The sequence below is a fragment of the Prevotella sp. P4-119 genome, from assembly GCF_002251345.1.
Classification (GTDB): domain Bacteria; phylum Bacteroidota; class Bacteroidia; order Bacteroidales; family Bacteroidaceae; genus Prevotella.
Window position 1 is genome coordinate 111567 of the sequence record NZ_NPJB01000084.1, and the last position, 26493, is coordinate 138059.

Genomic DNA, 26493 nt, shown 5'->3' on the forward strand with positions numbered 1-26493 from the left:
TAAATTGATTTGCTGAGGAAAACAAATTGATTTGCTGAGGAAAACAAATTGATTTGCAATGCCAGGTGATAATTGCAAGGGAGGAATGTGGTATCGGTTGGTGGTCAAATGGTGGTCAGAGAACGTCGTGTGTAACGTATCAGTCCGATGTTTCCATGCAGATCTATCCATGCATCACTATGTGGGAAATCGGTTTCGGATAGTGCTTTCATCTGGTGTGCCACCAAGAAACGCTTACCATCTTGCTTGCGCGGACCTGTGCCGTAGCTTTGTATGAACGAATAGATGCGACCTTTTTGAAATCTGCCCTTGTGGTCGATTGTCACCGTCACTATAGGTGCGTAGCCAGAAACACCTTGCAGACTGATGCCGAAGGGTGTGCAGAAATTGCCCAGACTGTAGGCAATGAACCGTCCTTTATAGACTTCAATGCCCCTAACCACATGCGGACCGTGACCATAAACCACGTCGGCACCGTGGTCAATGCAGTAGTGTGCCAGTTGGCGCAATGCTCCACGACGCTCGCCCAGAAAGCCCTCCATACCGTTGGGTACATGACTCTGTGCCGTCCCCTCGGCTCCACCGTGGAACGAAACGATGATGATGTCGCACTGTTGGCGCAGCTGTTTCAACAGTTTACCCACTTTCTTCAGGTCGAGATGACTGACTGTATAGCTGTTGTGGCCTAAGGCGCAGAGACCGATGCGCACACCTTGGCGCATGACAACGGCTGTTTCCGATCGTCCGGCAATGCCTGCAAAGGCGATGCCCTGCTGTCGCAAAGCGTGCTCGGTGGATATGACTCCCTCTATGCCGAAGTCGAAACTATGGTTGTTTGCCATGCTCACAAAGTCGTAGCCGGCATCCTTCAGCCACCAGGCGTAGCTTGTTGGTGTGCGAAAAGCATAGTTGTTGGCTTTGCCCTCCTTGCGTGTTTCACCCTTGTCGCATAGCGTTCCTTCAAGATTGCCCACTGCCAAGTCGGCTTGCCTGAGGATGTCGCGTGTGTCGCGAAACAGGTATTTGCCATCCCCTCGCGGTAGTCGTGGTGTGGGATAGGTGGTGCCCATCATGATATCTCCCGTAAGAGCGATGGTCAGTGAAGCAGAAAGGCAGGTCAAAGAATGACCTGCCCATATAGTAAGAGTGAGTAATAATCGGAACATGAAGATGCTGTTACTTCGCCACGCGGCGTGCGCCTACATAGCGGCGATTATAGTAGCCTTCGGTAGAACTGCTGATTTTCACACCTTCGTTGGTGCTGGCGTGGATAAAGGTGAAGGTGTTGTTGATGGGATCATAGTCCATCACAATACCTACGTGACCTACACCGCGTCCGGAGCGAGGACTGGTGAAGAACACCAAGTCGCCACGTTGCATCTCCCAGCGCTTGATGGGGATGTTGCGTGCATACTGGTCGCGCGACGAACTGCCGATGTTGATATCGTGTTGTCCAAACACATAGCTGGTGAAACCAGAGCAGTCGAAGGCGTAAGGGCCTTTGCTTCCGCTGCGATAGCGTGTGCCGATGAGAGCTGTGGCCTGATCCATGATGCTGTTTGAAGTGGCAAATGTTGCCGTACCGTCATAATCATCGGTATATAAGAAGTCGAAATTCTCTATCTCTTCATAGACAGTTTCGGTGCGTTGGGTCTTTCTTGTCTTCTTTCTCTTGCCTTTTGCCCATGTCATATCCACAGAGGACAGCAACACAAGCATGATGCATAGTAGAATTTTCTGTTTCATTTTCTTTAGTTTAGGTTATTTGGTTGGTTTAGTTATATTTCAGGATTTGACCTGGTCTGAGTCTGGTGCTCTTGCTGATGTGATTCAGTTTGCAGATGGCATCAACAGACGTACCGCGCTTGCGAGCGATAGAATAGAGCGATTCACCCTTTGATACTTTGTGGAAACGAGCTGCTGCAGAGCGGCTGCTTGTGCCCTTCTGGCGTGCAGCAGGAGTGCTGTTGTCAGCAAAATCGAGGTCGTCGCCAAATGACCTGCCGCCGGCTACACCACGCAGACGGGTAGCTTCTGCCGACTCGCGATTGTAGGTAGATTTGCGGAATACATAGTAGTCGTCAACCACGTCTTGGTTTCTGAAGTCGAACATCAGGGCAGGGTTGAGTGCTATGCCACACAGACGCGTCTCGAAGTGGAGGTGTGAACCAGTGCTGCGTCCGGTGTTTCCGCCCAGTCCGATGGGATCTCCGGCACGCACCTCTTGGTTTTCAGCCACCAATTGTGCAGACATGTGACCGTAGATGGTTTCCAGTCCGTTGTTGTGTCTGATGACTACGTATTTTCCGTAGCCACGTCCTTCGTAGCGCACGATGCGCACCTTGCCACTGAAGGCAGCGCGGATGGTATCGCCGATATATACTTTGATGTCCAGTCCCTTATGTTGGCGTCCCCAACGCGAACCGAAGTTGCTGGTGATAACGCGGTTGGTGGTGGGCATGCAGAAGTTGCGCAGGTTGATGCGGAAAGTGTCGGGGAGGTTGGTTGCTTTATGGGCATATCTGTTATCCCAGTCGTTATAGAGGTCTGCTGCTGGTGATTCATAGCTCTCTGCCTGAATGAGGCGACGGAGAGCCATGCTATCTACTGCTTTCATCTTTCTGTCTATAGGGGCCTGACGTGCCAACAGATCCTGTCCCATCGTCGGGAGAGTACATACGGTTGCAACGGTTAGGAATGCTATTTTCTTTAGATTTTTAAAAAACATAATTATTCTTTTCGGTTCGTATTCTCGTTCGGTTTCAATAAAAACAGAACGATGCAAAGTTACGAAATTATTTCTAAAATCGGTAAAGTGTTAACACTATTTGTGTGTAATTTAACACTTTACGTAGCGGATTTTGCCTTTTTTTTGATTTGTCGCAGGTTGTCTTTTGCCTGTTTTTGCCCTCGTTTTTATGGGACGATCGTGCATTTTCTATGGGAAAAATAGATTTTCCCAGTTCGTTTTCCCCACTTTTTACGAGATGGCAGACCAGTTGATATTGGTCTTGCGAAGTTGGCGCAGACGGTCCCAAAGCATGTGGTAGCGCTCCGACTGACAGGTGGGGTCTGCGTCGATGATGCGTTGTGCCTCGTCGCGTGCCATCTGTACAATCTGTCCGTCGCGTGCGATATCGGCAATTTTGAGGTCGAAAGCCATGCCGCTCTGCTGTGTTCCCTCCAGATCGCCCGGTCCACGCAGTTTCAAGTCGGCTTCGGCAATGCGGAAACCATCGTTGGTCTCACACATGATGTCTATGCGCTTGCGCGTCTCTTCAGCCAGTTTGGGTGAGGTCACAAGGATGCAGTAGCTCTGTTCGGCACCTCTGCCCACACGTCCGCGCAGTTGGTGGAGCTGGCTGAGTCCGAAGCGTTGCGCCTCCATGATGACCATCACCGAGGCATTGGGCACGTTGACTCCCACCTCAATCACGGTCGTTGCCACGAGCATCTGTGTCTCACCGCGTGCAAAGCGCTGCATCTCTTCGTCTTTCTCCTTGGCTTTCATCTTGCCGTGTACCTTGCTCAGTCGGTATTCCGGAAACACCTGACACAGCGTGGCATAGCCATCTTCCAGGCTTTTCAAGTCGATGCGCTCGCTCTCTTCGATAAGCGGAAAGACCACATAGACCTGTCGTCCCTGTTGCATCTGCTTGCGCAGTCCATCGTAGAGCGATGGTATTCGGCTGTCGAAGGCATGGGTGGTGACCACGGGCTTGCGTCCTGGCGGCAGTTCATCGATGATGCTGACATCGAGATCGCCGTAGAGTGTCATAGCCAGGGTGCGGGGAATGGGTGTGGCTGTCATTACGAGGATATGTGGCGGATTGTCGCTTTTGCTCCATAGTTTGGCGCGTTGTGCCACACCGAAACGGTGTTGTTCATCGACCACCACCATGCCCAGTCGTGCAAACTGTACTGTGTCTTCTATCACGGCATGGGTGCCCACGAGAATCTGCAACGTCCCGTCAGCCAGATCGTTGAGCACTTGTTCTCGCCGTTTGCCTTTCACCATACCCGTCAGCAGTCCGACGCTGATGTCCATGCCCTCAAGAAAGCTGCTGATGGTGCGTAGGTGTTGTTCGGCAAGAATCTCGGTTGGCGCCATGATACAGGCTTGATAGCCATTGTCGAGTGCCATCAGCATGGTCATGAGTGCCACCAGTGTCTTGCCCGAACCCACGTCGCCTTGTAGCAACCGATTCATCTGTCTGCCCGAAGCAGTGTCTTTGCGTATCTCACGGAGCACTCGTTTCTGTGCTTCGGTCAGTTGGAAGGGCAGGTGGTTATGGTAGAAACCGTTGAAGCACTCGCCGATATGCGAGAAAACATAGCCGCGGTATTTGCGCCGATGATCGCTCGCGTACCTTAATATATTAAGCTGAACGTAGAAAAGTTCTTCAAATTTGAGTCGCAGCCGTGCGCGTTCCAGTTCTTTGGCATTGTGCGGATAGTGAATCTGTCGCAACGCCTCGTCTCGGCTGATGAGGTGGTTGGGGCGCGTGATGAAGTCGGGTAGTGTCTCGGCAATAGGCTGCTTGAGCAAATCGAGTAGTGTTTTGGTCATCTTGTCGAGCGCCCGTGAGTTCAACCCACGTTTCTTCATCTTCTCTGTCGTATTGTAGTAGGGTTGCATCCCCATATCCGAGAGTTGGATGTTTTCGGCAGGTTCAAGGTCAGGATGCACCACCTGTACCCTGCCGTTATATATGGTGGGTCGCCCGAAAACGATGTATGGAATGCCCGTTTTGTAGCGTTTGGGCACATCCTTGGCATAGTTGAACCAGGTAAGGTCTATCACGCCCGTGCCATCGGAAAGGTGAGCCACTACGCGCGTCTTGCGGTGTCCCATGTCAAACGACTCGAAACTGAGTATTCTGCCGCATACTTGGACAAACGGCATGTCGCCCGTCAGTTCGTGGATGGTATAAATTCTACTTCTGTCGATATGTTTGTAGGGGTAATATTGCAACAGGTCGCCAAGGGTATTGATGCCCAGTTCTTCGCTAAGCACCTTTTTGCGGTTGGGTCCGACCCCCGCCATATACTGGATATCCTGTTGCAGTATGTCGGTCATCGGCAGAGTGTTTCGGCAATAGCCAAGTCAAAGGGAGTGGTAATCTTGATATTTTCTCGGTTGCCCTCTACCATTGTGATGGCATGTCCATAGGACTCTACCACCGACGCATCGTCGGTAAACGCCTCGGAGAAAGGTTGGCGGTTGGCAGCCTTCAGTAGTTGGATGTCGAAAGTTTGTGGAGTTTGCACCAAACGGTAGTCGCCTCTGGGCTTTGTGCCCTCGGTGATGTGGCGTAAAGTCTCAACCACCGGAGTCACCGGAATCACCGCTTTTGCCGTGCGTGCCGTGTCGTAGCAGCGGCGAATGACGTCGATAGCAGGGAATGGGCGCACACCGTCGTGCACACCGACCACACCCTGTGCATCATCGGGGATGAGTGCCAGTCCGTGTTGCACACTATGGAAGCGAGTCTCGCCGCCGTCAGCCAACATGTAGGGCACGTCAAACTGATACTGCCCACACAGCTCATGCCAGTAGGCCTGTTGGGCTTTAGGCAACACAAGGATAATCCGGAGCGCTTCCGAAAAATGGTGGAAGCGTTCGATAGTGCGCATCAGCACGGGTTTTCCGCCGATGGGGAGAAACTGTTTGGGAATGTCGCTGCCCATGCGCAGTCCTTTGCCACCGGCTACGATGATGATATAGTCGGTCATCCCATGAGGTGTTTATAGCGCATACCTTCTGCAATGGCATCTGCCACATCCACACCTTTGAGCTGTGCCAGCAGTTCGTAGGCAAATGGGAATGCTGCCGCAGGCCCTTCACCGGTGGTGATATTGCCGTCGATGGTCACCAGGTCAGCCGTGTAATGCGTGTTGGTCATATTGCCTTCAAATCCCGGATAGCATGTGGCTTTCTTACCGTCGAGCAGTCCGATAGCTGCCAATACTACTGCAGGCGATGCGCAGATGGCTGCCACGAGTCGTCCCTCTTCCGCCTGCTTGCACAGTGCTTCGCAGAGCGGCTTGCATTGATAGAGGTTGGTAGCACCAGGCATACCACCCGGCAGAAACAGCAGGTCGGCATCAGTCAAGTCGCACTGTTCGAAACAAGTATCAGCCTCGATGTTCACACCGTGTGCTGATGTCACAACGTTCTGACCGGTAACGCTGACGGTAGTGACTTCGATACCGCCACGACGCCAGATGTCAACAGGGATAAGCGCTTCGATGTCTTCAAATCCCGTAGCAAGGAATACGTATGCTTTTGCCATAGTTATATCATGTGTTGGTTAGTTTTCTGAATATGATGCCCATAGTGGCTGTATGCTTATTTCAGTGCGATGAGATATTTCTCGACGGTAGGTTTCAGTCCCATGTAGAGTGCATCGCAGATGAGTGCATGTCCGATGCTCACCTCGTCGGTCCAAGGAATGCGAGAATGGAAATAGTGGAGGTTTTCGAGCGAAAGGTCATGGCCGGCGTTGAGGCCTAAGCCTATGCGTCGTGCCTCCTCTGCAGCAGCCACAAAAGGAGCAATGGCAGCCTCTCTGTTGCTGTTGTATCCTGAAGCGTAAGGCTCGGTGTAGAGTTCTACGCGGTCTGCTCCGCATGCCTTTGCCCCTTCCACCATCTTCGGATCAGCATCCACAAAGATGCTGGTGCGTATGCCAGCCTGTGAGAAGGTGTGGCAGATGTCGGTCAGGAAATTGCGGTTTTCCAGTGTATCCCAACCGTGGTTGGAGGTGATTTGGTCGTGACCGTCGGGCACAAGTGTCACCTGTGTGGGTACAACTTCCAGAACCAATTTGACAAACGAGTCGATGGGATTTCCCTCGATGTTAAACTCTGTGGTGATGATGGGGCGCAGGTCGCGCACGTCCTGATAGCGTATGTGACGCTCGTCGGGGCGTGGGTGTACGGTAATGCCTTGTCCACCAAACGATTCGATGTTGCGTGCAGCCTCGATGACATCAGGGTTGTTGCCTCCTCGTGCATTGCGCAGAGTAGCCACTTTATTGATGTTTACGCTTAGTTTTGTCATCTTCTTCAAAAATTTGTCTTAACAGATAGTGATGTTTCGCCAAAAAATACTAATTTTGTGGCGTATATTCAGCGCAAAGGTACTAAAACTTTGTGAATTAACGCCTAATAAATTAGATTTTTTATATGACTTCAAGAAAACTGCGATTTGCCATTGTCGGCAACACCTACCAAGCTAAAAAGTCAGCATCTGTACAAAAGATACTGAATTGTTTAGCTATGCATGAGGCTGAAGTATGTATGGAGCGCGAGTTCCATCGATTCCTCGTTCATGGTCAGCACCTGTCACTTGATGGGGTAGAGGTGTTTGACGGCAATGATTTTGAAGCAGACTTTACGGTGTCGATGGGTGGTGATGGCACTTTTCTGAAAACCGCTTCTATGGTGGGAGAAAAGCAAATTCCCATCATCGGTGTCAACACTGGAAGACTTGGATTCCTTGCAGATATCAATCCACCGGAGATAGATCCCATGGTGCAAGCCATCTATGAGGGCGACTATGCTATCGATACCCGCACGGTGCTACAGGTAGAGACCGACGGACAGCCGTTGGCAGGATGTCCTTTTGCGCTGAATGATGTGGCTATCCTCAAGCGTGATGTGGCAGCGATGATTACTGTGCGCACCACGATCAATGGCGACTACGTGACAACCTATCAGGCTGACGGACTGGTCATCAGTACGCCAACCGGCAGTACGGCGTATTCCCTTTCAGTGGGCGGTCCGATCATCGTGCCCGGCACCCATGTGTTTTCCATCACGGCGGTAGCTCCCCATTCGCTCAATGTGCGTCCTTTGGTACTTTCCGAAGATTCAGAAATCACCCTCACCGTAGAGAGCCGTTCCCACAATTTCCTGGTGGCACTCGACGGTCGTTCGGAGAAATTGCCCGATTCCACCCGACTGACGCTTCGCAAAGCCCCATACCGGGTGAAGGTAGTGAAGCGCGCAGGTCAGAAATACTTCCATACCCTGCGCGACAAAATGATGTGGGGAGCCGATCAACGCGGATGATGCATGGATGGCGGGAATGATTTGTCAGCCTCTCCAGAGTCCGTGGAGGTTGCAGTATTCACGTGCCGTAACCATTTTCGCATCGGTTATGAATTCAGCCACAGGAGCCTCTCCGGGCTTCAACTCATGGCGCATCACGTCACGGTCGGTCAGCAGTTCAATCCATTCGATGTGGTGTTCAGGTGTCATGGGGTGTTCCACACTCCCCACGCTGACGCGGTAGCCGCCTTCAATGCGCTCTACTATGGGCACATGTTTCTCTACAGCACCATCGATACCTTTCTCGTTCATACGCTGCATGATTTTTCCGCAGCATGACATTTCTGCACCTTCGTGCAACACCTCTACGATATTTCCGCAGATGGTGCATCGGTAAATTTCTCTTTTCTTTGTTGCCATAGCTCTGAATAATTTAGTTTATAATATGGTTATCACCACAAAGTTACGGATTAATCCGTTACCTTGTGTCGTTTGATAGGTTTTCTTGTGTTTTTTTAACCATCATCCCACCATTCCAATCCATAGATTGAAAAGGTGGGACGATGTGATGTAGGTATGATAGGCTATGTGTTACTGCTTCAGTTGGTTTGCTCCTTGCGCTTGTCATACTTCAGGTAAAGCCCGGCAAGGATGGTTCCTGAAATGCTGTGCCACGCACAACTGATGGCGCATGGCAATACGGCGAGCGGTTGTGCAGCAAAGAAATTGCTTGCCAATACCGTGGCAAGACCGGCATTCTGCATACCCACCTCGATACTGATGGTGCGCTTCTTGGCAGTATTGAAACCGGCTGCGCGTCCGGCAAACCATCCTAACAGATAGCCCAATGAATTGTGGCAGAACACCACGGCAAAGGTCCAGAAGAAGAGCATCACGCCGCCTTCCAACAGATCGTCATGGACTGTAGAGATGACACCGCCCACGATGATGGCGAGACAAGTGACGCTAATGCCCGGCATGAGACTCTGTATGGTGGGAAAACATGCCTTTCGGCTGTAGATCTTGTTGAGTGCACAACCTATTGTCACAGGTATGATGGTCACAATCAGAATATTGATGAACATGCCGACGGCATCGATGTGGATGATTTCGCCTGCTGTAATCTGCATCAGCAGTGGTGTCATTACCGGTGCAAGGAGTGTTGAGGCACATGTCATGCCTACCGAGAAAGCCACATCGCCATGGCAGAGATAACTCATGATGTTGCTTGACACACCACCCGGACAGCATCCTACCAAGAGAATGCCCAAGGCTAACGGGGCATCGAGGTGCCATACATGTACCAGCAGCCATGCTACGGCAGGCATGATGAAAAATTGCGCACAGGTACCAATCAATACGTCAAACGGCCGTTGTGCCAGGATGCGGAAATCATCGGTGGTGAGCGTCAGACCCATGGTGAGCATGATGATGCCGAGAATGACGGTTTGGGTTGTGCCACGCACCCAGTCGAAGAGATGCGGGAAAAAGAAGGTGACGAGTGCCACGCCTATGACAAATACTGAAGCGTGGGCAGCCAACAGGCGGCTGACAGCCTGCATGTGTTTTATTGTGTTCATGTCTTTCTTTGTTGTTGAAACGGTTTGCAAAAGTACTCCATTTCTTGCAAACAAGCAAACAAAAAGCAGTTTTCTTGTCCAACAAGCGTTTCTCGAAGATCGTAAGTCCATGGATTGCGGTACGCATCGACAGCTGTGTACGACGTGTCGCACGGGCTGTTCGTGGAAACAGTCCTTGCGTAATACTGAAATGAATAAATCCCACCACAGCGGCACATCTTTTCCACCTCATCGCCCGATGCTCCTTATATATATTAAGGTGTAAATGTTAAATGTTGTGTGCAGTGCAAAAAAAATGGCTGAAAATGTTGGATGGTATTCGAATAATACATACCTTTGCGGTGTACTATTACAGTAATACACCAAACACGCAAGTATATGATACAAGTAGAAAACTTAAGTTTCAATTATGTTGGAACGAAACGTGAGGTCTTTTCCGACTTCAGTCTGCAACTGACAGACAACAAAATCTATGGGCTTCTTGGCAAGAACGGCACAGGCAAGAGTACGTTGCTCTATCTGCTTTGTGGCTTGTTGCGCCCCAAGAAGGGTGGTGTGTTCATTGACGGAGTATTAGCCAGCGACCGCCGGTCCGCTATGTTGGGAGATATTTTCATGGTACCCGAAGAGTTTACGCTACCTCCAGTGACCCTCGACACCTACGTGAAGATGAACAAGGGATTCTATCCGCATTTCAGCGAAGAGGTACTTGAACGCTGTCTGGCAGACTTTGAATTGTCTCGCCAAACCAAGCTCCACCAACTCTCGATGGGTCAGAAGAAGAAAGCCTTCATGAGTTTTGCACTTGCCACAGGCACTCGCTTGCTCCTGATGGACGAGCCTACCAACGGTCTCGACATCCCCTCGAAGAGTCAGTTTCGCAAGGTCATAGCTAACAATATGACCGACGACCGCATCCTGATTATCTCCACCCATCAGGTGCACGACATAGAGTCGTTGCTCGACCACGTGCTGATCCTCAGTCAGAGCAATCTCTTGCTCAATGCTTCGGTAAGCGATATCAGCGATGACTACAAGTTTGAATACCGCACACCGGCAGAGATGGACGATAGCGTGCTCTATGCAGAACCCAGTTTGCAGGGTAATGCCGTGATAGTCCGCCGACAGCCCTCCGACCATGAAACACCGATGAATCTCGAATTGCTGTTTAATGCAGTAATTAATGGAAAACTGAGATAAACAAACCAAATTAACAATGAATACAAAGAACAATAATTTTCAATTCAGCCGATTGCTGATGGTGATGCGTTGGGATATGTTTACCAACTTGAAGAGCTATCTGAACATGATGCTTGGCATGACCTTCGCCCTGTTGCCCTTCTTTATCATGCAGCTGTATCAGTTGAGCAAGCAGTATCAGCTTTTTCCCGATACCATCGACCTTAGCTATTGGGGGATGTCACAATATGTTTTAATGATTTTCAGCATAGCCATGTATATGATGGCCACACAGATATTCATGGTGATGAAGACCACTGGACAGCGCGAACAGTTTCTGATGCTGCCAGCCAGCAATCTTGAAAAGTATATCAGCAGATTCCTTTTCTCTACGCTTGGTGCTGCCGTCGCAATGATCACCGCCATCGTAGTATCTGACCTGGTGCAACTGATATTCAGTTTCGTACTCCTGCCCGGTCACCATCAGAGCGTATGCCTCTCTATCATGGCATTGCTATGGAAAATATGGACTACTTTTATAGAAAGCATCGATTCCGCCGGTGCCCTAATGCTGTCTCTGCTGATCATGACCTGTGGAGTGCTCGTCCATAGTTTCTTTATCCTTTGTGGAACCCTCTTCCGCAAGCACACCATTGTGGTGTCAGGCATCCTCTTCATCGTGATGATCTATCTGGTGATCTATGTGATTGAGAGTGTACCAGGCACTATAACGACCTGCCTGATGCATGGTGACAACAGCTGGATCTTTTGTCTCCTCATAGCCGAACTGCTGCTCGCAGGTTTTCAGTATTGGCTATCCTATAAGGTGTTCACCCGTATGCAGGTCATCTGCAACAGATGGATCAATTTATAAACAAAAAGAAAACTGCTATGAATTTCAGTAATGATAAAGCCATCTATGTACAGATAGCCGACCGCCTCTGTGATGAGATTCTGGCACAAATGTATGAGGAAGACGGACGCATTCCCAGTGTCAGAGAATATGCTGTGCTATTGGAGGTCAATGCCAATACCACGGTGAAGGCCTACGACCTGTTGGCTGCCGAGGGTGTCATCTATAACAAGCGCGGACTGGGCTATTTTGTGGCAAAAGGTGCAAGAGACCAGATACAAACGGTGAGAAAGACCGAGTTTATGAAGCAGCACCTCCCCGAATTGGCACGACAGATGAAGTTGCTCGGCATCACTATCAATGAAGTGGATGAGGCATTGCGCCAAGCACTCGACGCACAGCCTTGATGTAGCACAGAAACGGCTGTCATAGAAAAAATATCAGCCATGGTGCAACTTTTTTGCGCTATGATGCGTCAAACAGACATTAAAAACTCAAACCACACAATCGGTTTGAAACAATGAAACATAAAAACCAACAAGATGATTCACCTCAGTGACCTCAACAAGACCTATCAGGGCGTACAACCGCTCCACGTGCTCAAGGGCATCAACCTCGACATAGCCCGTGGCGAGTTTGTGTCCATCATGGGTGCATCAGGATCAGGCAAATCGACTCTGCTCAATATCCTCGGCATCCTCGACAACTATGATTCGGGCGAATATCTGCTCAACAACGTATTGATACGCGACCTCAGCGAGACCCGTGCCGCAGAATACCGCAACAAGATGATAGGCTTCATCTTCCAGTCGTTCAACCTCATCTCGTTCAAGACTGCCGTGGAGAATGTCGAACTGCCACTCTTCTATCAGGGCGTGGGCAGACGCAAACGCCACCAGATGGCGATGGAATATCTCGACCGCCTCGGTTTGGCACCCTGGGCAGACCATTATCCCAACGAGATGTCGGGCGGACAGAAGCAACGTGTGGCTATTGCCCGTGCCCTCATTACCAAACCGCAGATCATCCTTGCCGACGAACCGACGGGTGCGCTCGACTCTAAAACGAGTGTCGAGGTGATGGATCTGCTCAAGGAGCTCCATCAGAAGGATGGCATGACCATCGTCGTGGTGACCCATGAGAGTGGTGTTGCCAACGAGACCGATAAGGTCATCCATATCAAAGACGGACTGATAGGAAGTATAGAAAACAATTTCGACCACCACCTCGTGTCGAAAGACTATGTGAAATAATACATTATGCGAGAACTCATCAAAGAAATATGGAGCACGTCGAAGCGCAACAAACTGCGCACCTCGCTCACCGGTTTTGCCGTGGCATGGGGCATCTTCATGCTCATCTTCCTGTTGGGCGCAGGCAACGGACTCATCAATGCACAGTTGCAACAGTCTGACAGACGACTCTCCACCTCGATGCAGGTGTATGGAGGCTATACCTCTAAAGCCTATCGCGGACTGAAAGAAGGTCGTAACATACAGTTGCGCACCCAAGACCTCGACATTACCAATCGTGCTTTCTCCGACAATACCCAGGAGGTGGGTGCCCTGTTGTCGAAGTATGGGGTCAATATCACCTATGGCGACAACTACCTCTCTGCCCAAGACCTGTCGGGTGTGTATCCCAGCGACCAACGTATCAATAAGGTGGAACTGCTGGCAGGCCGCTTCATCAACGATATTGATATGAAGGAGCGCCGCAAGGTCATCGTGCTCTGCGAAGCACAAGCCAAAGAGTTGACCAAAGACCCTCGTGCCTTGATAGGCAGGCAGGTCAACGTCGGCAACATCTCGTTTCAAGTGGTGGGCATCACCAAGGACGACAAGCAGAGCAGAAACCAGAGCGCCTGCATACCCTACCACACCCTCAATGCCATCTATATGGGCAATGCCGGCTGGGTAGGCGTCATCCAGTTTGAAATCAAGAACCTGGTCACCGAAGATCAGAACGACGCTTTTGAGAAGCGCTACCGCGCCACCATTAACACCCAGCACGATGCCGACCCTGCCGACGAGTCTGCCATCTACATCTGGAATCGTTATATGGATAATATCCAGATGGCAAAAGGCATCCGTATGATACGCGTCGCCCTGTGGGTGATAGGCATCTTCACGCTGTTGAGCGGCATAGTGGGTGTGTCCAATATCATGCTCATCACCGTCAAGGAGCGCACACGTGAGTTTGGCATCCGCAAAGCCATTGGCGCCAAGCCCTGGTCCATCCTCAAACTCATCATCACCGAGAGCGTCATCATCACCTCCTTCTTCGGCTATATAGGTATGGTGCTTGGCGTAGCCGCCAACGAGTATATGGATGCCACCATCGGCCACGAGGTGATAGACACCGGACTCTTTCAAGCCACCATGTTTGTAGATCCCACCGTAGGTCTCGACGTCTGCTTCCAAGCCACCATGCTCATCGTACTGGCAGGAACCGTTGCCGGACTCATCCCTGCCGTCAAGGCAGCCCGCGTGCGACCGATAGAAGCCTTGCGGGCAGACTGACCTGATGTATCATTCAGATAAAACATATTCATTCCTATGAAATTTGATATAGATTCCTATCGCGAGATACTCGACACCATCACCCGCAACAAGAGCCGCAGCTTCCTCACAGGATTCGGTGTGTTCTGGGGTGTGTTCATGCTCATCGTCCTTATAGGCGGCGGACAGGGACTGAAGGAGATGTTGCAGTCTAACTTCGCAGGCTTTGCCACCAATACCGCCATGATATGGACGCAGAACACCACCAAGCCCTACAAGGGATTCCGCAAGGGCCGCTATGTGTCTATGGTGGAGAATGACATGACGCGCTTGCGCCAGCAGGTGCCCGAACTCGACATCATCACGCCCTATATGTTTGGCGGCAACAAGAAAGCCGTGGTGGGGGAGTACTCCTTCGATGCCACCGTCGCCGGTGTGGACCACGACTATGCCAGGGTGGCACCGCCCGTGATGTACTACGGGCGCTACATCAACGAGATGGACGTCAGACAGGCGCGCAAGGTGTGTGTCATCGGCAAGGAGGTGTATAAGAAACTCTTCCCCGGTGGTGGCGACCCCTGTGGCAGGCGCATCCGTGTCGATGCCGCCTACTATACCGTGGTGGGTGTTGACTACAAGGTCAACGGCATCAATATCAGCGGACGCCCCGACCAACTCGTCACCATCCCCTACACCCTCTTCCGTAAGACCTACAACACCGGTGACCAGATCCACAGTCTGGCGGTGACGGGCAAACCTGGAGTGGTGATGAGTACGCTGACCGACCGCATCCGCACCGTCATAGCACGTGCCCACATGATCGACCCGACCGACGAGAAAGCCATCACCACCTTCAATACCGAGGTGCTCTTCGCCATGCTCGACAATCTCTTCAACGGTGTCAACTTCCTGATATGGCTCGTGGGCATAGGCACGCTGCTGGCAGGTGCTATCGGTGTGTCCAACATCATGATGGTGACGGTCAGGGAGCGCACTACAGAGATTGGCATCCGCCGTGCCATCGGCGCCACACCGAAGATGATTCTCTCGCAGATCATGTCGGAGAGCATCGTCCTGACTGCCGTGGCGGGCATGAGTGGCATCCTCTTCGGCGTGGGTGTGCTTCAACTCATCGAACTGGCAAGCACTGAAGACGGTATCCTTGCCGCCCATTTCCAAGTGGGCTTCTGGACGGCTATCATCGCCACCCTGCTGCTCAGTCTGCTGGGCGGACTGGCAGGACTCGCTCCCGCATGGCGTGCCATGAGCATCAAACCCGTTGATGCCATGCGCGACGAATAAGCACAGCTAACCATATAAGAAAACAAAAACATATAAATGATATGAAGAAATACTCAAAACTCATCATCGCAGCCATTGTTGCCTTGGTATTCATCGGAACCTTCGTGTTCCTCTATCAGAAATCGCTGCCCAAGGAGGTGCAGTATAGTGAATATACTCCGAAGGTGGAGGATATCCTCAAAACGACCGTCATCACGGGCAAGATAGAACCGCGCAACGAGGTGAACATCAAACCGCAGATCAGCGGCATCATCACCGAGATATGCAAGGAGGCTGGCGACTATGTGCAGGCTGGCGAAGTCATTGCCAAGGTGAAGGTCATCCCCGACATGGGACAGCTCAGTTCGGCGGAGAGCCGGGTGCGCCTGGCTACCCTCAATATGCGACAGGCTGAGGTCGATTACAATCGCGAGAAGAATCTCTACGACCAGAAACTTGTCTCGGCTGACGAATACGACAAGGTGCGACAGCAGATGAAGCAGGCCGCCGAAGAGGCGAAGGCTGCACAGGATGCCCTTGAGGTGGTGCGCGACGGTGTGTCGAAGTCTAATGCCAACGCTTCATCCACCCTCATCCGATCTACCATCAGCGGTGTCATCCTCGACATCCCCGTCAAGGTGGGCAACTCCGTCATCCTCAGCAACACCTTCAACGACGGTACTACTATTGCATCGGTGGCAAACATGAACGACCTCATCTTCCGAGGCAATATCGACGAGACCGAGGTGGGACGCCTCGTGGCGGGCATGCCCATGAAGATCACCATCGGTGCCATGCAAGACCTGAAGTTTGACGCCAGTCTGGAATATATCTCTCCGAAAGCCATAGAAAACAACGGTGCCAACCAGTTTGAGGTGAAGGCTGCCGTCCATGCTGTCGAGGGCGGCAAGGTGCGGTCGGGCTATAGTGCCAATGCCGAGATTGTCCTGGCAAAGGCGTCAAAGGTCATCGCCGTACCGGAGAGTGCCATCGAGTTCAGTGGCGACTCTACCTTCGTCTATCTCGTCCGCGGTACTGCCGATAAGAAGACCTATACCCGCCAGGCTGTGGTCACCGGACTGAGCGACGGCGTGAATATCGAGATTAAGAAGGGACTCTCCCTCAAAGACAGGGTGCGCGGTCCGCAGATCATTGCCGATGATAACAAGGAGGAATAAGCGTATGAAACACCAGATCATTTCTCGCACAGCTCTCATGGCAGCAGCCCTGCTGACTGCTGCCGCCATGCCGGCGCAGACTCCGTCACAGCGCCAGTGGACGCTCCGCGAATGTGCCGACTATGCCGTGGCACACAATATCAGCATCCGTCAGCAGCGCAACCAGTGCAGCCAACAGGCGGTACAGCTCCATACGGCGAAGCACCGCCGCTTGCCCGACCTCTATGCGTCGGCAAGCGAATCGTTCTCCTTCGGTCGCGGACTGACCATGGAGAATACCTATGCCGACCGCAATACCAGCAGCACCTCGCTGGCGCTCTCTGCCTCCGTGCCGCTGTTTACGGGGTTTGAAATCCCCAACACCGTCAAACTCCGACAACTCAACCTCGAAGCTGCCACACAGGATTTGGAGAAAGCCCGAAACGATATCCGCATGCAGGTGGCTCAGGCATACGTGCAGATCCTCTACAACATGGAGATTGCCGATGTGGCTCAACGCCAGGTGACTATCGACTCCATGCAGGTGGCGCGCCTCCAGTCGTTTGTCGATCACGGCAAGGCGAGCATCGCACAGCTCTCCCAACAGCAGGCCACCCTCGGACAGGCGCTTTCCACGGCTACCCAGGCAGCTGGCAACGTCCGACTGGCGCTGCTCGACCTCTCCCAACTGCTCGAACTCCCTTCGCCTGACGGTTTCCAGATTGTGCGCCCGGCGACAACGGCGATTGCTGCCATTCCCGCCAGTCCCGAAGTAGTGTTTGCCGAGGCTGTTGCCCTCAAGCCGGAGGTTCAGGCAGAACAGCTGCGGCTCCATGCCTCCGACCGCAGCATCCGCATTGCGCAGGCAGGCTATTACCCCACGCTGTCGCTCAACGGCGGACTGCAGACCAATTACTACAAGACGAGCGGATTGGCTGCCGACGGGTTTGGCAAACAGTTGAAAAACAATTTCGCTCAGTATATCGGAATCAGTCTCAGCATCCCCATCTTCAACCGCTTCACCACGCGCAACAGCGTGAGGATGGCACGTCTCGACCGCGACAACCAAGCCCTCCAACTCGACCTCGTGAAGAAGCGCCTCTATAAGGAGATCCAACAGGTGTATTACAATGCCGTGGCAGCACAGGCCAAATACGAGAGTAGCCTGCTGGCGTGCCAGTCGGGCAGCGAGGCTTTCACCCTTACCCGGGCGAAATACGAGAACGGCAAAGCCACCGTCACCGAGTTCAACGAGGCCAAGAGCCAGCTCCTCAAGGCAGAGAGCGACCTGGTGCAGGCGCGCTACGAGTACCTCTACCAGACAGCCCTCCTCGATTTCTACCGTGGCAAGCCCCTGCAGTTTTGAGGGTGCATCATCCCCTCCGTCATCAACCCCTTTTTATTATCTATTATGGAATACATGTCACAAGAAGGCTTCGACAAGATAGCCAACGAACTCCACAACCTTGAAACCACAGAACTCTCCCGTGTGCGCGACGCCATTGCAGAAGCGCGCGACAAGGGCGACCTCAGCGAAAACTTCGAGTACCATGCCGCCAAGCGCGAGCAGGGTCGCCTGTTGGGGCGCATCCGTTTCCTGCAGCGCGTGCTGGAGAATGCACGCGTCATCGACCCTGCCCTGCTCAAGACCGACAGCGTAGGACTGTTGAGCCGCGTTGCCCTCACCAATATCGGCAACAACCACTCCATGACCTACACCGTAGTGAGTCCCCACGAGGCCAATATGGCAGAGGGCAAAATCTCTATCAAGTCGCCCATCGCACAGGCGCTCCTCAACCATCGGGCTGGCGATGAGGTCACGGTGCGCGTGCCTGCCGGCACTGTGCGCCTCCGCATTGACAGTGTCGAGTTAGGGTAGGGTGCGCGTGTCGTAAAAAAAAACAAAAGCAGGGGCGCATCGCGCGTCCCTGCTTTTCGAGTGTGTGTAAGGTCAATAATTGTCAAGAAATATAGCAATTCACTAAGAACTCTCAAACTAACTGTGCTTGCCCAGCCGTTGGTCTATCACGCAATCCACTCCGATAAGGCTGCCGGAGAATATCAGACACTGTGCCACAAACCACAATACCGACTCGCTGATCTCGCCCGTGGGCGGAGTGAAAAATCCCATGAAGGCAAACACGATGGCTGTGATGATGCAGGTCAGCGATGCCGTCTGCTTATAACGGATACTCTTCATGATAAGAATCTGCTGTTAGGGCAGTACCCCTCTCGCCTCAGGGAGCGAGGCACTGCGGTTAGGTTCATCCCTCCACTCCGCTACCGCCGCTTGGATTCTGTTCGCCAGAGGTGCTGCCAGCTGACGAGCTACCGCCACCACCGTTTGACCCCGGGTTGTTGTCGGTCACTTTTCCAGGGATGGGCAAGAGTCCCTCCTTGTTGGCCTCCTTGATACCCATGCACTCGTAGGCGTGGCGGTCTGCGCGAGTCGTTGAGGTGTTGTTAAACTTACCGCCGAGCTTCTTGCCGCTGAAGGGGAGGAAGCGGAGGTTCACACCGGCAATCTGTGCCACATCAAACTTGGATGGGTCGCTGACCGCCTTCTTGCCGTCGTTGCGGATGGAGTTGTAGAACGTTCCGAGTTCGCCCAGCTTCACCTTGTAGCCCTGCGCCAGCAGTTCGTTGATGCAATCAACCATTTTGGTCATCACTCCGACCACCACGTCGCGGGTATAGACTGATCCGTGGTCTGAGATGTGGGCTGCCAGCTCGTCAAGGTTCACGGTGCCCTGCGAAACGGGTTTTGCGTAATACTTGCCGTAAAAGTTGCTCTTGGAGTTCATGCTCTTCTGCAGGCAGTAGCGAATAGTAGTCAGTGTACTCATAATAGAAACGAATTTAGTTAAACAAAGAAGAAAATTATCGTCTGCAAAGGTACGGGTATGCTTTGGCGAAATGTCAGTTAATGTCACTTATTGTCACTTATGCCGTGTTAAAAGAACTTAAAGTCGGGCGCTGCGCCTCGCTTCTTTTGCCCCGTTGCGGCAAAGGCAGTAACTTTGCGTAAAAATAAAATCATCTGATCATCATGCCTACACTACGTCCCTACACCTCCATGAGCCGCACCTGTCTGGCACAGCTCTACTGCCCCGATGTCACTCCTCGCCATGCCTGGCGCACGCTGAAAGCATGGATGGATCGCTGCCGTCCGCTCATCGCCCGCCTCCGATCGCTCGGTTACGACGGCCGTCAGCGCATCCTTTCGCCTGCCATGGTAGCCGCCATTGCGGAGTATCTCGGAGAGCCTTAAACCGCCGAACGTCAATCGACGAGGGCGATTGGCGTTTTCTCCTTCGACGATTGGCGTTATCGCCACCGCCGAACGGCATACCTCGCGCGCGCCCCTGTTTACTGCCGATTCGGGCAGTTGCCCGAAAACGGTTACGATTTGAAACCCTTGTTGCGTGTGAATAGAAACTTTAACAGAAGTGTTAATGCGAATTAACGTTTTTTTGCTAACGCAAAGGTTCGTACCTTTGCAGCCGAAGTTCAGCCTCACGGATACAGCGGTATTCGGTCAAGTTACATACGGTGTAATCCTTTCCTCCGCCCCGATTTTAGGAAGACATCTGAGGTGTGCCACAAGGGAACAATTTTGTATTGTTTTTTTTGTATAATATTTTCAATAATAAACACTCAAGCGCAGCAACCCCGAAGGAATTTCGTAGTTTGCTGCGCTTGATGGTATGTGACAGTGCCCGACGGTGGGCGATTATTTCTTTTGGCGGTTGGCGCGCTGCTCACGGTATTTTGCCTTCTGGCGCGCTGAACCGCTGCCATGGGCGCCGGTGATATACTTCTTCTTCTTAGCCTTGGTCTTTACTTTGCCGTCGTCGGCTTTCGGACCGCCGCCCTTTTTGAAGCTGATGCCTCGCTCAAGGATCTGAGAGAAATCGTCGTCGTTCATGTTCATAGGGCAATGGGCTGTTTAGTGGTGGAACAGGCGAACGCCAGTGAACGCCATGGCAATGGAGTATTTGTCGCAGGTCATGATGACATGGTCGTCGCGAACGGAACCGCCAGCCTGGGCGATATACTCTACGCCGCTCTTGTGGGCGCGCTCGATATTGTCGCCGAAGGGGAAGAAGGCGTCGGAACCTAACGCCACGCGGGTGTTCTGGGCAATCCAGGCTTTCTTCTCTTCAAGAGTCAGCACTTCGGGCTGACGGGTGAAGAACTGCTGCCAGGCGCCGTCGCGCAATACGTCGTCGTGCTCGTCTTCTGAGAGATAGACGTCGATGGTGTTGTCGCGGTCGGCACGGCGGATGCCCTCCTTGAAGGGGAGCGCCATGACTTTGGGATGCTGGCGCAGCCACCAGATGTCAGCCTTGTTGCCAGCCAGACGGGTGCAGTGGATGCGGCTCTGCTGACCGGCTCCGATGCCGATGGCCTGTCCGTCTTTCACGTAGCATACGGAGTTGCTCTGGGTGTATTTCAGCGTGATGAGGGCGATGATGAGGTCGCGCTTGGCTTCGGCAGTGAAGGTCTTGTTTTGCGTGGGGATGTTTTCAAAGAGTGCGGGGTCGTCGAGCTTGATCTCGTTGCGGCCCTGCTCGAAGGTGATGCCAAACACCTGTTTGCGCTCGATGGGTTCGGGCACGTAGCTGGGGTCTATCTTGATGACATTATAGGTGCCCTTGCGCTTGGCCTTGAGAATCTCGATGGCTTCGGGGGTGAAGTCGGGGGCGATGACACCGTCGCTGACTTCGCGCTTCAGCAGGGTGGCGGTGACAGCGTCGCAGGTGTCGGACAGCGCCACGAAGTCGCCATAGGACGACATGCGGTCGGCACCGCGGGCACGGGCATAGGCGCAAGCCACGGGCGACTCGTCGAGTCCGGCAATGTCGTCAACGAAATAGATCTTTTTGAGCGTGTCGCTCAGAGGGAGACCTACTGCAGCGCCAGCAGGAGATACGTGCTTGAAGGAAGCGGCTGCCGGCAGACCGGTGGCTGCCTTGAGTTCTCTGACAAGTTGCCAGGCGTTGAAGGCATCCAGAAAATTGATGTAGCCAGGGCGGCCGTTGATAACCTCAATAGGGAGTTCGCCCTCGGTCATGAAGATGCGCGAAGGCTTTTGGTTCGGATTACATCCGTACTTGAGTTGTAGTTCTTTCATTGTTGTGTAGTGTGTATATTCCTTGTTTCCGGCCACAAAGTTACTAAAAATGTGGCAGAAAGTTGCATCTTACGGCGTCTTTTAGCGTGGGAGGTCTGCTTACTTGTTTTCGAGCAAGATGGCTTTGGCCTCGGCATTGTTCATGCCCGGCATGGTTTCGCCTACATGGGCGCCGATATAGGTGGGGTCGCAAACGGTGAATTTCTCGCCCTGGAGCATGATGCAATCGCCCTTGACATCATCGGTGAACTGTACTGCCATGGCTAAATGGCCGGGGTAGTGGATGAGGACGCAGCGCAAGCCGAGCAGGTCGCGCACCATGCGCGAGAGCAGGATGGAACGGTCTTCGCAGTCGCAGTAGGGGTAGTAGAGGGTTTCTTCGGGGAAGAAGGCGCGGTCGCAGCCCCACACCTTGTCGTCGTACTCATAGACGAAGGCAGTCTGGACGAAGTTTAACAGGCGCTCCATGGCTTCAAGTTGGCTGAGTCCTGCTATCTTTTCTTTCATCGCCGCCATGAAGGTCTGGCTGATGGCTTTGGGCATCGGCATGTTGGCATACATCGCCCAGAGGGTCTGCTGATTCTCGTTGATCATCGACGGGGGATAGCTGGCGTAGAAGGAGAGCGCTTTCTTGTTGACGGTGGCTTCGACGAGTACCTTGGGGAAGGCTGCCGACTTCAGGCTTCGTGGCGCTGAGGCTTCGTAGTCGAAGCGCTGTTCTTGGGGCAGGAGCATGGAGAGGGGTTGCTCCTGTGGGAAGGGAACTTCGCAGATGTAGAGTTTCTCAGCGTTGCCGCCGTAGGGATAGTAGTAGCAGTCTCCGATGGTATAATAGGACCGGTTGAAGAGCACGTGTTTGCTGCCGAAGAGCATGAAGAGGCGGTTGTCGGCAATGCCCATGCGCATCTTGTAGCCACTCTGACAGTAGAGATACGCCATGAGCAGGGTGGCTTCGTTGCTCTTGCCCAGGCAGGCCTGTGAGGCGCTGTCGAGCAGGTGGAGGTATGCCCAGTCGCTGAACTGATGGTCGCGACGGAGTTGGAGACAGTCGTGGAGTGTGTTGTTGTAGGCTGGCGTGGCGAGCCTGACCCACAGGTCGGCAATGGCATCCTTGTTGACAGCAGGCAGGCGGAAGCGCTCCTCGTCGCCGAAGCGGATGCGGCACTGGGTGCCAAAGACGGTGAAATCGACATACTGTGGTGCGTCGCCCTTGGGTTGCTCTTCGATGGGTTCGATGGGTTCGGGCTGCGGTTCAGCCTTAGGGATGGTGACCACCACGGGCTTGATGGGCAGCACGCGGTCTTCCTGGGGTCGCGGCTGCGGCTTGTCCTCCTGTGGCTTGATGACGGGCGGCACGTCTTTCTCCTTGGGTTGCGGGATGGGGGCATCGGCATCAAACTGCTTCCAGGCTTCGCGCAGGAAATTGGCATAAGCCTCGTTGATCTGGTTGCGGAAGTTTTCAAAGTCCTGTTGCATCGACTGGTTGAAATCGTCGAAGTTGGCGTTGAGGTCGCCCATGAAATCATCGAACGACTCATCGGCATCGTTCTCCTGCGTACTTTCAGCCTCCTTGACTTTCTGCTCGCGCGTCACGGTGGCAGGGTCGCTCGACCGCTTCTGGGCTATCTGCTGCTTGCCCTGTGCCTTCTTCTTCAGAAAGTTGATATACTGCTGGGTGAGCTGGATGGTGGATTTCTTGCCGTTGGAGGTGCTCTTCTGAGCATTTTGCGCCGTGGCGGCAAGGGTGATCAGGGCAAGTGCAACCAGTAGGGTGGTGATTCTTTGAGTCATCATATCGCATTATTTTGAGTTGTATGCCTCAATACTTTCTTTGATGATGCCCTCGGCCAATACCAGGAAGGCTATGGCGGAGAATGCCCATCCGAAGTTGAGACTGAAATTGTATTTGCAGAAAAGGATGAAGCCGAGCCATACCCATACTGCCATCCAGAGGAACATGAGATAGCTGCGGAAGAAGGTGGCAGAGAGCAGGAAGCGCCAGAAGCGATTGCCGATGCGGCTGACCCGATTCTTATAGAAGGAGAATATCGTCTCGGTGAAGAAGACGAGGAGGAAGGCTATGATCCACTGCTGCCATCCGCTGGCACTCTTCACTTCTGTTTGGTTGATGAGGGTGTCGATGGCATAACCTAACAGTTCCACTCCGGCAATCTTGCCGAGGGGAGTGTAGTGCATGTCGTACTCGTCTTTCATGGCACCGAAGAGCACCACCTTGCCGCGGATCAAATCGCCGCTCTTGCTCACATCTTCGGGATTGATCACGCGATAGTGGCGGGGCGAGAAATTGATGTTCAGGTCTTTGTCGAGGGGCTTGTAGATTTCTTTTCCCTGATAGGTGTTGACCACCTTGGTGATGAACGAGGGCTGGAGCTTGCCCTGATAGCGGCGCCCAAGACTGAGTTGGCGCTTCAGTCCTCCGTAGAGGTTGCGCTGCATATTGGTGAAGCCCTCCATGACGGGAACGGCTTCGGCAAAGAAGGAGTGGACCGATTCGGCATAACCGATGCTGTCGTTCTGATAGTCGAGCAGTTTGTAGGAATAGACGATGTTGTCGTATTTGGCAGCTGTCTCAAAGATCATGGCATCGCCCAAAGTGTCTTCCTTCAGTCCTTCAAACACCACATCGACGCCTACCACGCGGGGTTTCTGCTTGCCGATGGCATCGAGTGTGGCTGCTATCTCACGGCGGCTGTAAAGGTCGGACATATCGACAATGACAATGTCGGGACTGTCTTCGAGGATGTCACCATCCTGGAGGATGTGGTAATAGACGTCGGTCATCTCGAAGTCGGTTACCACCTGGGCTATGGGATTGAATACCGTAAGGTTGAACGCAAAGAGGGCGAACAGACCTGCAACGGCAAAGGACAGAATGGTGACGATGAGGTTGCGTATCATAAAGCGTGGTGTCAGTTTTGAGTTGTAGTATTTGCAAAATTAAACATTATATTTCAGATGCACAACCCTTGTTGACCATTTTTTTTGTTGATGTCAAGATGTTAACGGCTGATTTTTACGGAATGAACGATATTCTTTACCGAATGACACATTTTGGGGGATGTTTCGTTTGGTCGTCAGAAACATTTCTTGTAATTTTGCAGCCGTTATGGAGAAAAAGAGACATGCGCTTCGAAAACTGCTGGAGGCAGTGGAGAAGGAGTTGGTGAAGAAGCCCAACCGTAAGACGCTTGACCGACTGGCGCTCCTGGCAGGATTCCAGGACTGGCAGTCGTTTCAAGATGCACTTCATGGGGATGATGATGGGACTTCCAACTATGAGGACTAAAAAAGAGAGAGACACCGTTGCCTGATGGCAGGATGTCTCTCTCCTTATCTTTCTTTTGTCGCAAAGTCTTATTTTGCGATAGCGGTACGCTTCTCCTTGATGCGTGCTGCCTTACCAGTGAGCTTGCGCAGATAGTAAAGCTTAGCGCGGCGAACCTTACCAACCTTGTTCACTTCAATGCTGTCGATATTGGGCGACTCGATAGGGAAGATACGCTCTACACCTACAGTGCCAGACATCTTGCGAACAGTGAAACGCTTTTTGTCACCATGACCGTTGATCTTGATTACAACACCACGGTAGAGCTGGATGCGCTCCTTTGAACCCTCGATAATTTTGTAAGCGACAGTGATCGTGTCACCAGCCTTGAACTCTGGAAACTTCTTGCCGGTTGCAAATGCTTCTTCAGCAATTTTAATTAAATCCATTTTGTTTTTTAAATTAAATTTGTTGTATCGTTCCTACGCAACATAACAGGCAACTCGTTACTTCCTGCCAGCGATTACGTGGAAAGCGACTGCAAAGTTACGGCTTTTTCACGACACTTGCAATTTTTAGTTCTTCTTTTTTGCTAATTATCCGCTTTTTCGTACTTTTGCAGGAAAGACAGATTCGTTATGAAGAAAATTTTAATTACTTTTGCAGCTGCCACAATCATGGTGTCTGCATGCCATACTGGCTATCAGGTGGCATCGGTAGAAAGACAGCGTATCTTAGTGGATGCTCGCTATGATGTGCATCCTGACAAAAAAGCTGTGGGGTTTCTGGCTCCCTACAAACAGACGGTGGATAGCGTGATGGGACCTGTCATGGGACGTTCTTCCCACTATATGACGGCGCAGCGTCCAGAGGGTGACCTCTCTAATCTGCTGGCTGACATCCTGGTGTGGGCAGGCGAGAGCTATGGTGAGCAACCTGTATTTGCCGTATATAATATGGGTGGTGTGAGAGCTGCGTTGCCTAAAGGGGAAGTGACTTACGGTGATGTCCTCGATGTGGCACCCTTTGAAAACAAGATTGCGTTTGCCACGTTGTCGGGCGCTGATGTGTTGCAACTCTTCAGAGAGATTGCCCGAGTGGGCGGTGAGGGATTGAGCCATTCTGTGCGGTTGGTTATCAGCAGAAAGGGCGAACTGCTCGATGCCACCATCAATGGCGAACCCATAGATCCGGCTAAGGACTATCGCATCACCACTATCGACTACCTCCTCGGCGGTACGGATAATATGACGGTGTTTAAGAAGTGTCGCAATATCAATTCGCCACAGAATGCGGAAAACAATTCGCGGTTTGTGATTATGAACTATTTCCGTGAACAGACACGACTCGGACGTGAAGTGGATGCTAAGATTGAAGGCCGTGTGACTGTAAAAGACTAACCCGTAAAAAAGATGAATATCATGGATAAGAAAGATATGCTATATAATAAGGTGATGATAC

29 protein-coding genes are annotated in these 26493 nt (G+C 52.3%); 13 read left to right on the top strand and 16 right to left on the bottom strand.

The genetic code is table 11. The features are described from left to right. Window positions 1–104: 104 nt before the first annotated feature. The 7 genes from CIK89_RS09910 to CIK89_RS09940 all read right to left on the bottom strand — a co-directional run bounded on the left by CIK89_RS09910 (window position 105) and on the right by CIK89_RS09940 (window position 7066). On the bottom strand, window positions 105–1166 hold the full coding sequence (locus tag CIK89_RS09910; protein WP_094391200.1) for a CapA family protein: 1062 nt from the start codon (window positions 1164–1166) through the stop codon (window positions 105–107). A gap of 10 nt (window positions 1167–1176) precedes the next feature. Beyond that, window positions 1177–1746, bottom strand: a complete 570-nt coding sequence (locus CIK89_RS09915) for a C40 family peptidase (protein ID WP_094391201.1) — start codon at window positions 1744–1746, stop codon at window positions 1177–1179. A gap of 28 nt (window positions 1747–1774) precedes the next feature. Beyond that, window positions 1775–2728: a M23 family metallopeptidase gene (locus CIK89_RS09920; RefSeq protein WP_173824984.1), complete on the bottom strand. Its 954-nt coding sequence runs from the start codon at window positions 2726–2728 to the stop codon at window positions 1775–1777. A 252-nt stretch (window positions 2729–2980) separates the two neighbouring features. Then, window positions 2981–5080 carry an ATP-dependent DNA helicase RecG gene (gene recG, locus CIK89_RS09925; RefSeq protein ID WP_094391202.1) on the bottom strand — a complete coding sequence of 700 codons (2100 nt, stop codon included), beginning with the start codon at window positions 5078–5080 and terminating at the stop codon, window positions 2981–2983. Continuing rightward, window positions 5077–5736, bottom strand: a complete 660-nt coding sequence (locus tag CIK89_RS09930) for a 2-C-methyl-D-erythritol 4-phosphate cytidylyltransferase (protein WP_094391203.1) — start codon at window positions 5734–5736, stop codon at window positions 5077–5079. Before CIK89_RS09930 ends, recG begins: the two co-directional genes overlap by 4 nt. Further along, window positions 5733–6296 (bottom strand): DJ-1 family glyoxalase III, encoded by a 564-nt coding sequence (locus tag CIK89_RS09935; RefSeq protein ID WP_094391204.1) that lies wholly within the window; start codon window positions 6294–6296, stop codon window positions 5733–5735. Before CIK89_RS09935 ends, CIK89_RS09930 begins: the two co-directional genes overlap by 4 nt. A gap of 56 nt (window positions 6297–6352) precedes the next feature. Further along, the gene (locus CIK89_RS09940; RefSeq protein ID WP_094391205.1) at window positions 6353–7066 is read right to left on the bottom strand and encodes a pyridoxine 5'-phosphate synthase; all 714 of its coding nucleotides are present in this window, start codon (window positions 7064–7066) and stop codon (window positions 6353–6355) included. A gap of 125 nt (window positions 7067–7191) precedes the next feature. Between CIK89_RS09940 and CIK89_RS09945 the strand changes: the two genes are divergently transcribed. Then, window positions 7192–8079 carry an NAD kinase gene (locus tag CIK89_RS09945; protein WP_094391206.1) on the top strand — a complete coding sequence of 296 codons (888 nt, stop codon included), beginning with the start codon at window positions 7192–7194 and terminating at the stop codon, window positions 8077–8079. Window positions 8080–8103: 24 nt separating this feature from the next. Here the strand turns inward: CIK89_RS09945 and CIK89_RS09950 are convergent, their stop codons facing one another. Next, entirely contained in the window at window positions 8104–8478 is a 375-nt protein-coding gene (locus CIK89_RS09950) for a desulfoferrodoxin (protein ID WP_094391207.1), read from the bottom strand. Window positions 8479–8657: 179 nt separating this feature from the next. After that, window positions 8658–9638: a bile acid:sodium symporter family protein gene (locus CIK89_RS09955; protein ID WP_094391208.1), complete on the bottom strand. Its 981-nt coding sequence runs from the start codon at window positions 9636–9638 to the stop codon at window positions 8658–8660. 378 nt (window positions 9639–10016) lie between these two features. Between CIK89_RS09955 and CIK89_RS09960 the strand changes: the two genes are divergently transcribed. From CIK89_RS09960 to greA, 9 genes are all read left to right on the top strand, one after another. Beyond that, a complete protein-coding gene (locus CIK89_RS09960; protein WP_094391209.1) occupies window positions 10017–10838 on the top strand; it encodes an ABC transporter ATP-binding protein in 822 nt (273 codons plus the stop codon). 16 nt (window positions 10839–10854) lie between these two features. After that, window positions 10855–11691, top strand: coding sequence for a hypothetical protein (locus tag CIK89_RS09965; RefSeq protein WP_144007399.1), 837 nt, complete (start codon window positions 10855–10857; stop codon window positions 11689–11691). Window positions 11692–11708: 17 nt separating this feature from the next. Further along, on the top strand, window positions 11709–12077 hold the full coding sequence (locus CIK89_RS09970; RefSeq protein WP_094391302.1) for a GntR family transcriptional regulator: 369 nt from the start codon (window positions 11709–11711) through the stop codon (window positions 12075–12077). 135 nt (window positions 12078–12212) lie between these two features. Further along, complete coding sequence (locus CIK89_RS09975; protein WP_094391211.1) at window positions 12213–12923, top strand: ABC transporter ATP-binding protein; 711 nt, start codon at window positions 12213–12215, stop codon at window positions 12921–12923. A gap of 6 nt (window positions 12924–12929) precedes the next feature. Then, entirely contained in the window at window positions 12930–14192 is a 1263-nt protein-coding gene (locus CIK89_RS09980; RefSeq protein ID WP_094391212.1) for an ABC transporter permease, read from the top strand. A 36-nt stretch (window positions 14193–14228) separates the two neighbouring features. Beyond that, complete coding sequence (locus CIK89_RS09985) at window positions 14229–15473, top strand: ABC transporter permease (RefSeq protein WP_094391213.1); 1245 nt, start codon at window positions 14229–14231, stop codon at window positions 15471–15473. 41 nt (window positions 15474–15514) lie between these two features. Further along, entirely contained in the window at window positions 15515–16630 is a 1116-nt protein-coding gene (locus tag CIK89_RS09990) for an efflux RND transporter periplasmic adaptor subunit (protein WP_094391214.1), read from the top strand. Window positions 16631–16634: 4 nt separating this feature from the next. After that, window positions 16635–17975 carry a TolC family protein gene (locus CIK89_RS09995; RefSeq protein ID WP_254046310.1) on the top strand — a complete coding sequence of 447 codons (1341 nt, stop codon included), beginning with the start codon at window positions 16635–16637 and terminating at the stop codon, window positions 17973–17975. A gap of 45 nt (window positions 17976–18020) precedes the next feature. Next, a complete protein-coding gene (gene greA, locus CIK89_RS10000) occupies window positions 18021–18488 on the top strand; it encodes a transcription elongation factor GreA (protein WP_094391215.1) in 468 nt (155 codons plus the stop codon). Window positions 18489–18605: 117 nt separating this feature from the next. Here the strand turns inward: greA and CIK89_RS10005 are convergent, their stop codons facing one another. Both CIK89_RS10005 and CIK89_RS10010 read right to left on the bottom strand, forming a co-directional pair. After that, the gene (locus tag CIK89_RS10005) at window positions 18606–18809 is read right to left on the bottom strand and encodes a hypothetical protein (RefSeq protein ID WP_094391216.1); all 204 of its coding nucleotides are present in this window, start codon (window positions 18807–18809) and stop codon (window positions 18606–18608) included. 64 nt (window positions 18810–18873) lie between these two features. Continuing rightward, the gene (locus CIK89_RS10010; protein ID WP_094391217.1) at window positions 18874–19455 is read right to left on the bottom strand and encodes a hypothetical protein; all 582 of its coding nucleotides are present in this window, start codon (window positions 19453–19455) and stop codon (window positions 18874–18876) included. 203 nt (window positions 19456–19658) lie between these two features. Here CIK89_RS10010 and CIK89_RS10015 point away from each other — a divergent pair, with 203 nt between their 5' ends. Next, entirely contained in the window at window positions 19659–19880 is a 222-nt protein-coding gene (locus CIK89_RS10015) for a DUF4248 domain-containing protein (RefSeq protein ID WP_094391218.1), read from the top strand. A 462-nt stretch (window positions 19881–20342) separates the two neighbouring features. Here CIK89_RS10015 and CIK89_RS10020 read toward each other — a convergent pair whose 3' ends face one another. The 4 genes from CIK89_RS10020 to CIK89_RS10035 form a co-directional block, all read right to left on the bottom strand. Then, the gene (locus tag CIK89_RS10020; RefSeq protein ID WP_371591490.1) at window positions 20343–20543 is read right to left on the bottom strand and encodes a hypothetical protein; all 201 of its coding nucleotides are present in this window, start codon (window positions 20541–20543) and stop codon (window positions 20343–20345) included. Between the two features lie 15 nt (window positions 20544–20558). Then, window positions 20559–21782: a phosphoribosylaminoimidazolecarboxamide formyltransferase gene (locus tag CIK89_RS10025; RefSeq protein WP_256387357.1), complete on the bottom strand. Its 1224-nt coding sequence runs from the start codon at window positions 21780–21782 to the stop codon at window positions 20559–20561. 63 nt (window positions 21783–21845) lie between these two features. Next, a complete protein-coding gene (locus tag CIK89_RS10030) occupies window positions 21846–23540 on the bottom strand; it encodes a hypothetical protein (RefSeq protein WP_094391220.1) in 1695 nt (564 codons plus the stop codon). Window positions 23541–23546: 6 nt separating this feature from the next. Beyond that, window positions 23547–24665, bottom strand: a complete 1119-nt coding sequence (locus CIK89_RS10035; protein ID WP_094391221.1) for a CHASE2 domain-containing protein — start codon at window positions 24663–24665, stop codon at window positions 23547–23549. A 160-nt stretch (window positions 24666–24825) separates the two neighbouring features. Here CIK89_RS10035 and CIK89_RS10040 point away from each other — a divergent pair, with 160 nt between their 5' ends. Continuing rightward, the gene (locus tag CIK89_RS10040) at window positions 24826–25053 is read left to right on the top strand and encodes a hypothetical protein (protein ID WP_371327193.1); all 228 of its coding nucleotides are present in this window, start codon (window positions 24826–24828) and stop codon (window positions 25051–25053) included. A 68-nt stretch (window positions 25054–25121) separates the two neighbouring features. On the opposite strand, the gene rplS is transcribed toward CIK89_RS10040, so the two are convergent. Next, a complete protein-coding gene (gene rplS, locus CIK89_RS10045; protein ID WP_094391223.1) occupies window positions 25122–25481 on the bottom strand; it encodes a 50S ribosomal protein L19 in 360 nt (119 codons plus the stop codon). Between the two features lie 189 nt (window positions 25482–25670). Between rplS and CIK89_RS10050 the strand changes: the two genes are divergently transcribed. Beyond that, entirely contained in the window at window positions 25671–26432 is a 762-nt protein-coding gene (locus CIK89_RS10050; protein ID WP_094391224.1) for a 5'-nucleotidase C-terminal domain-containing protein, read from the top strand. Window positions 26433–26493: the final 61 nt, after the last annotated feature.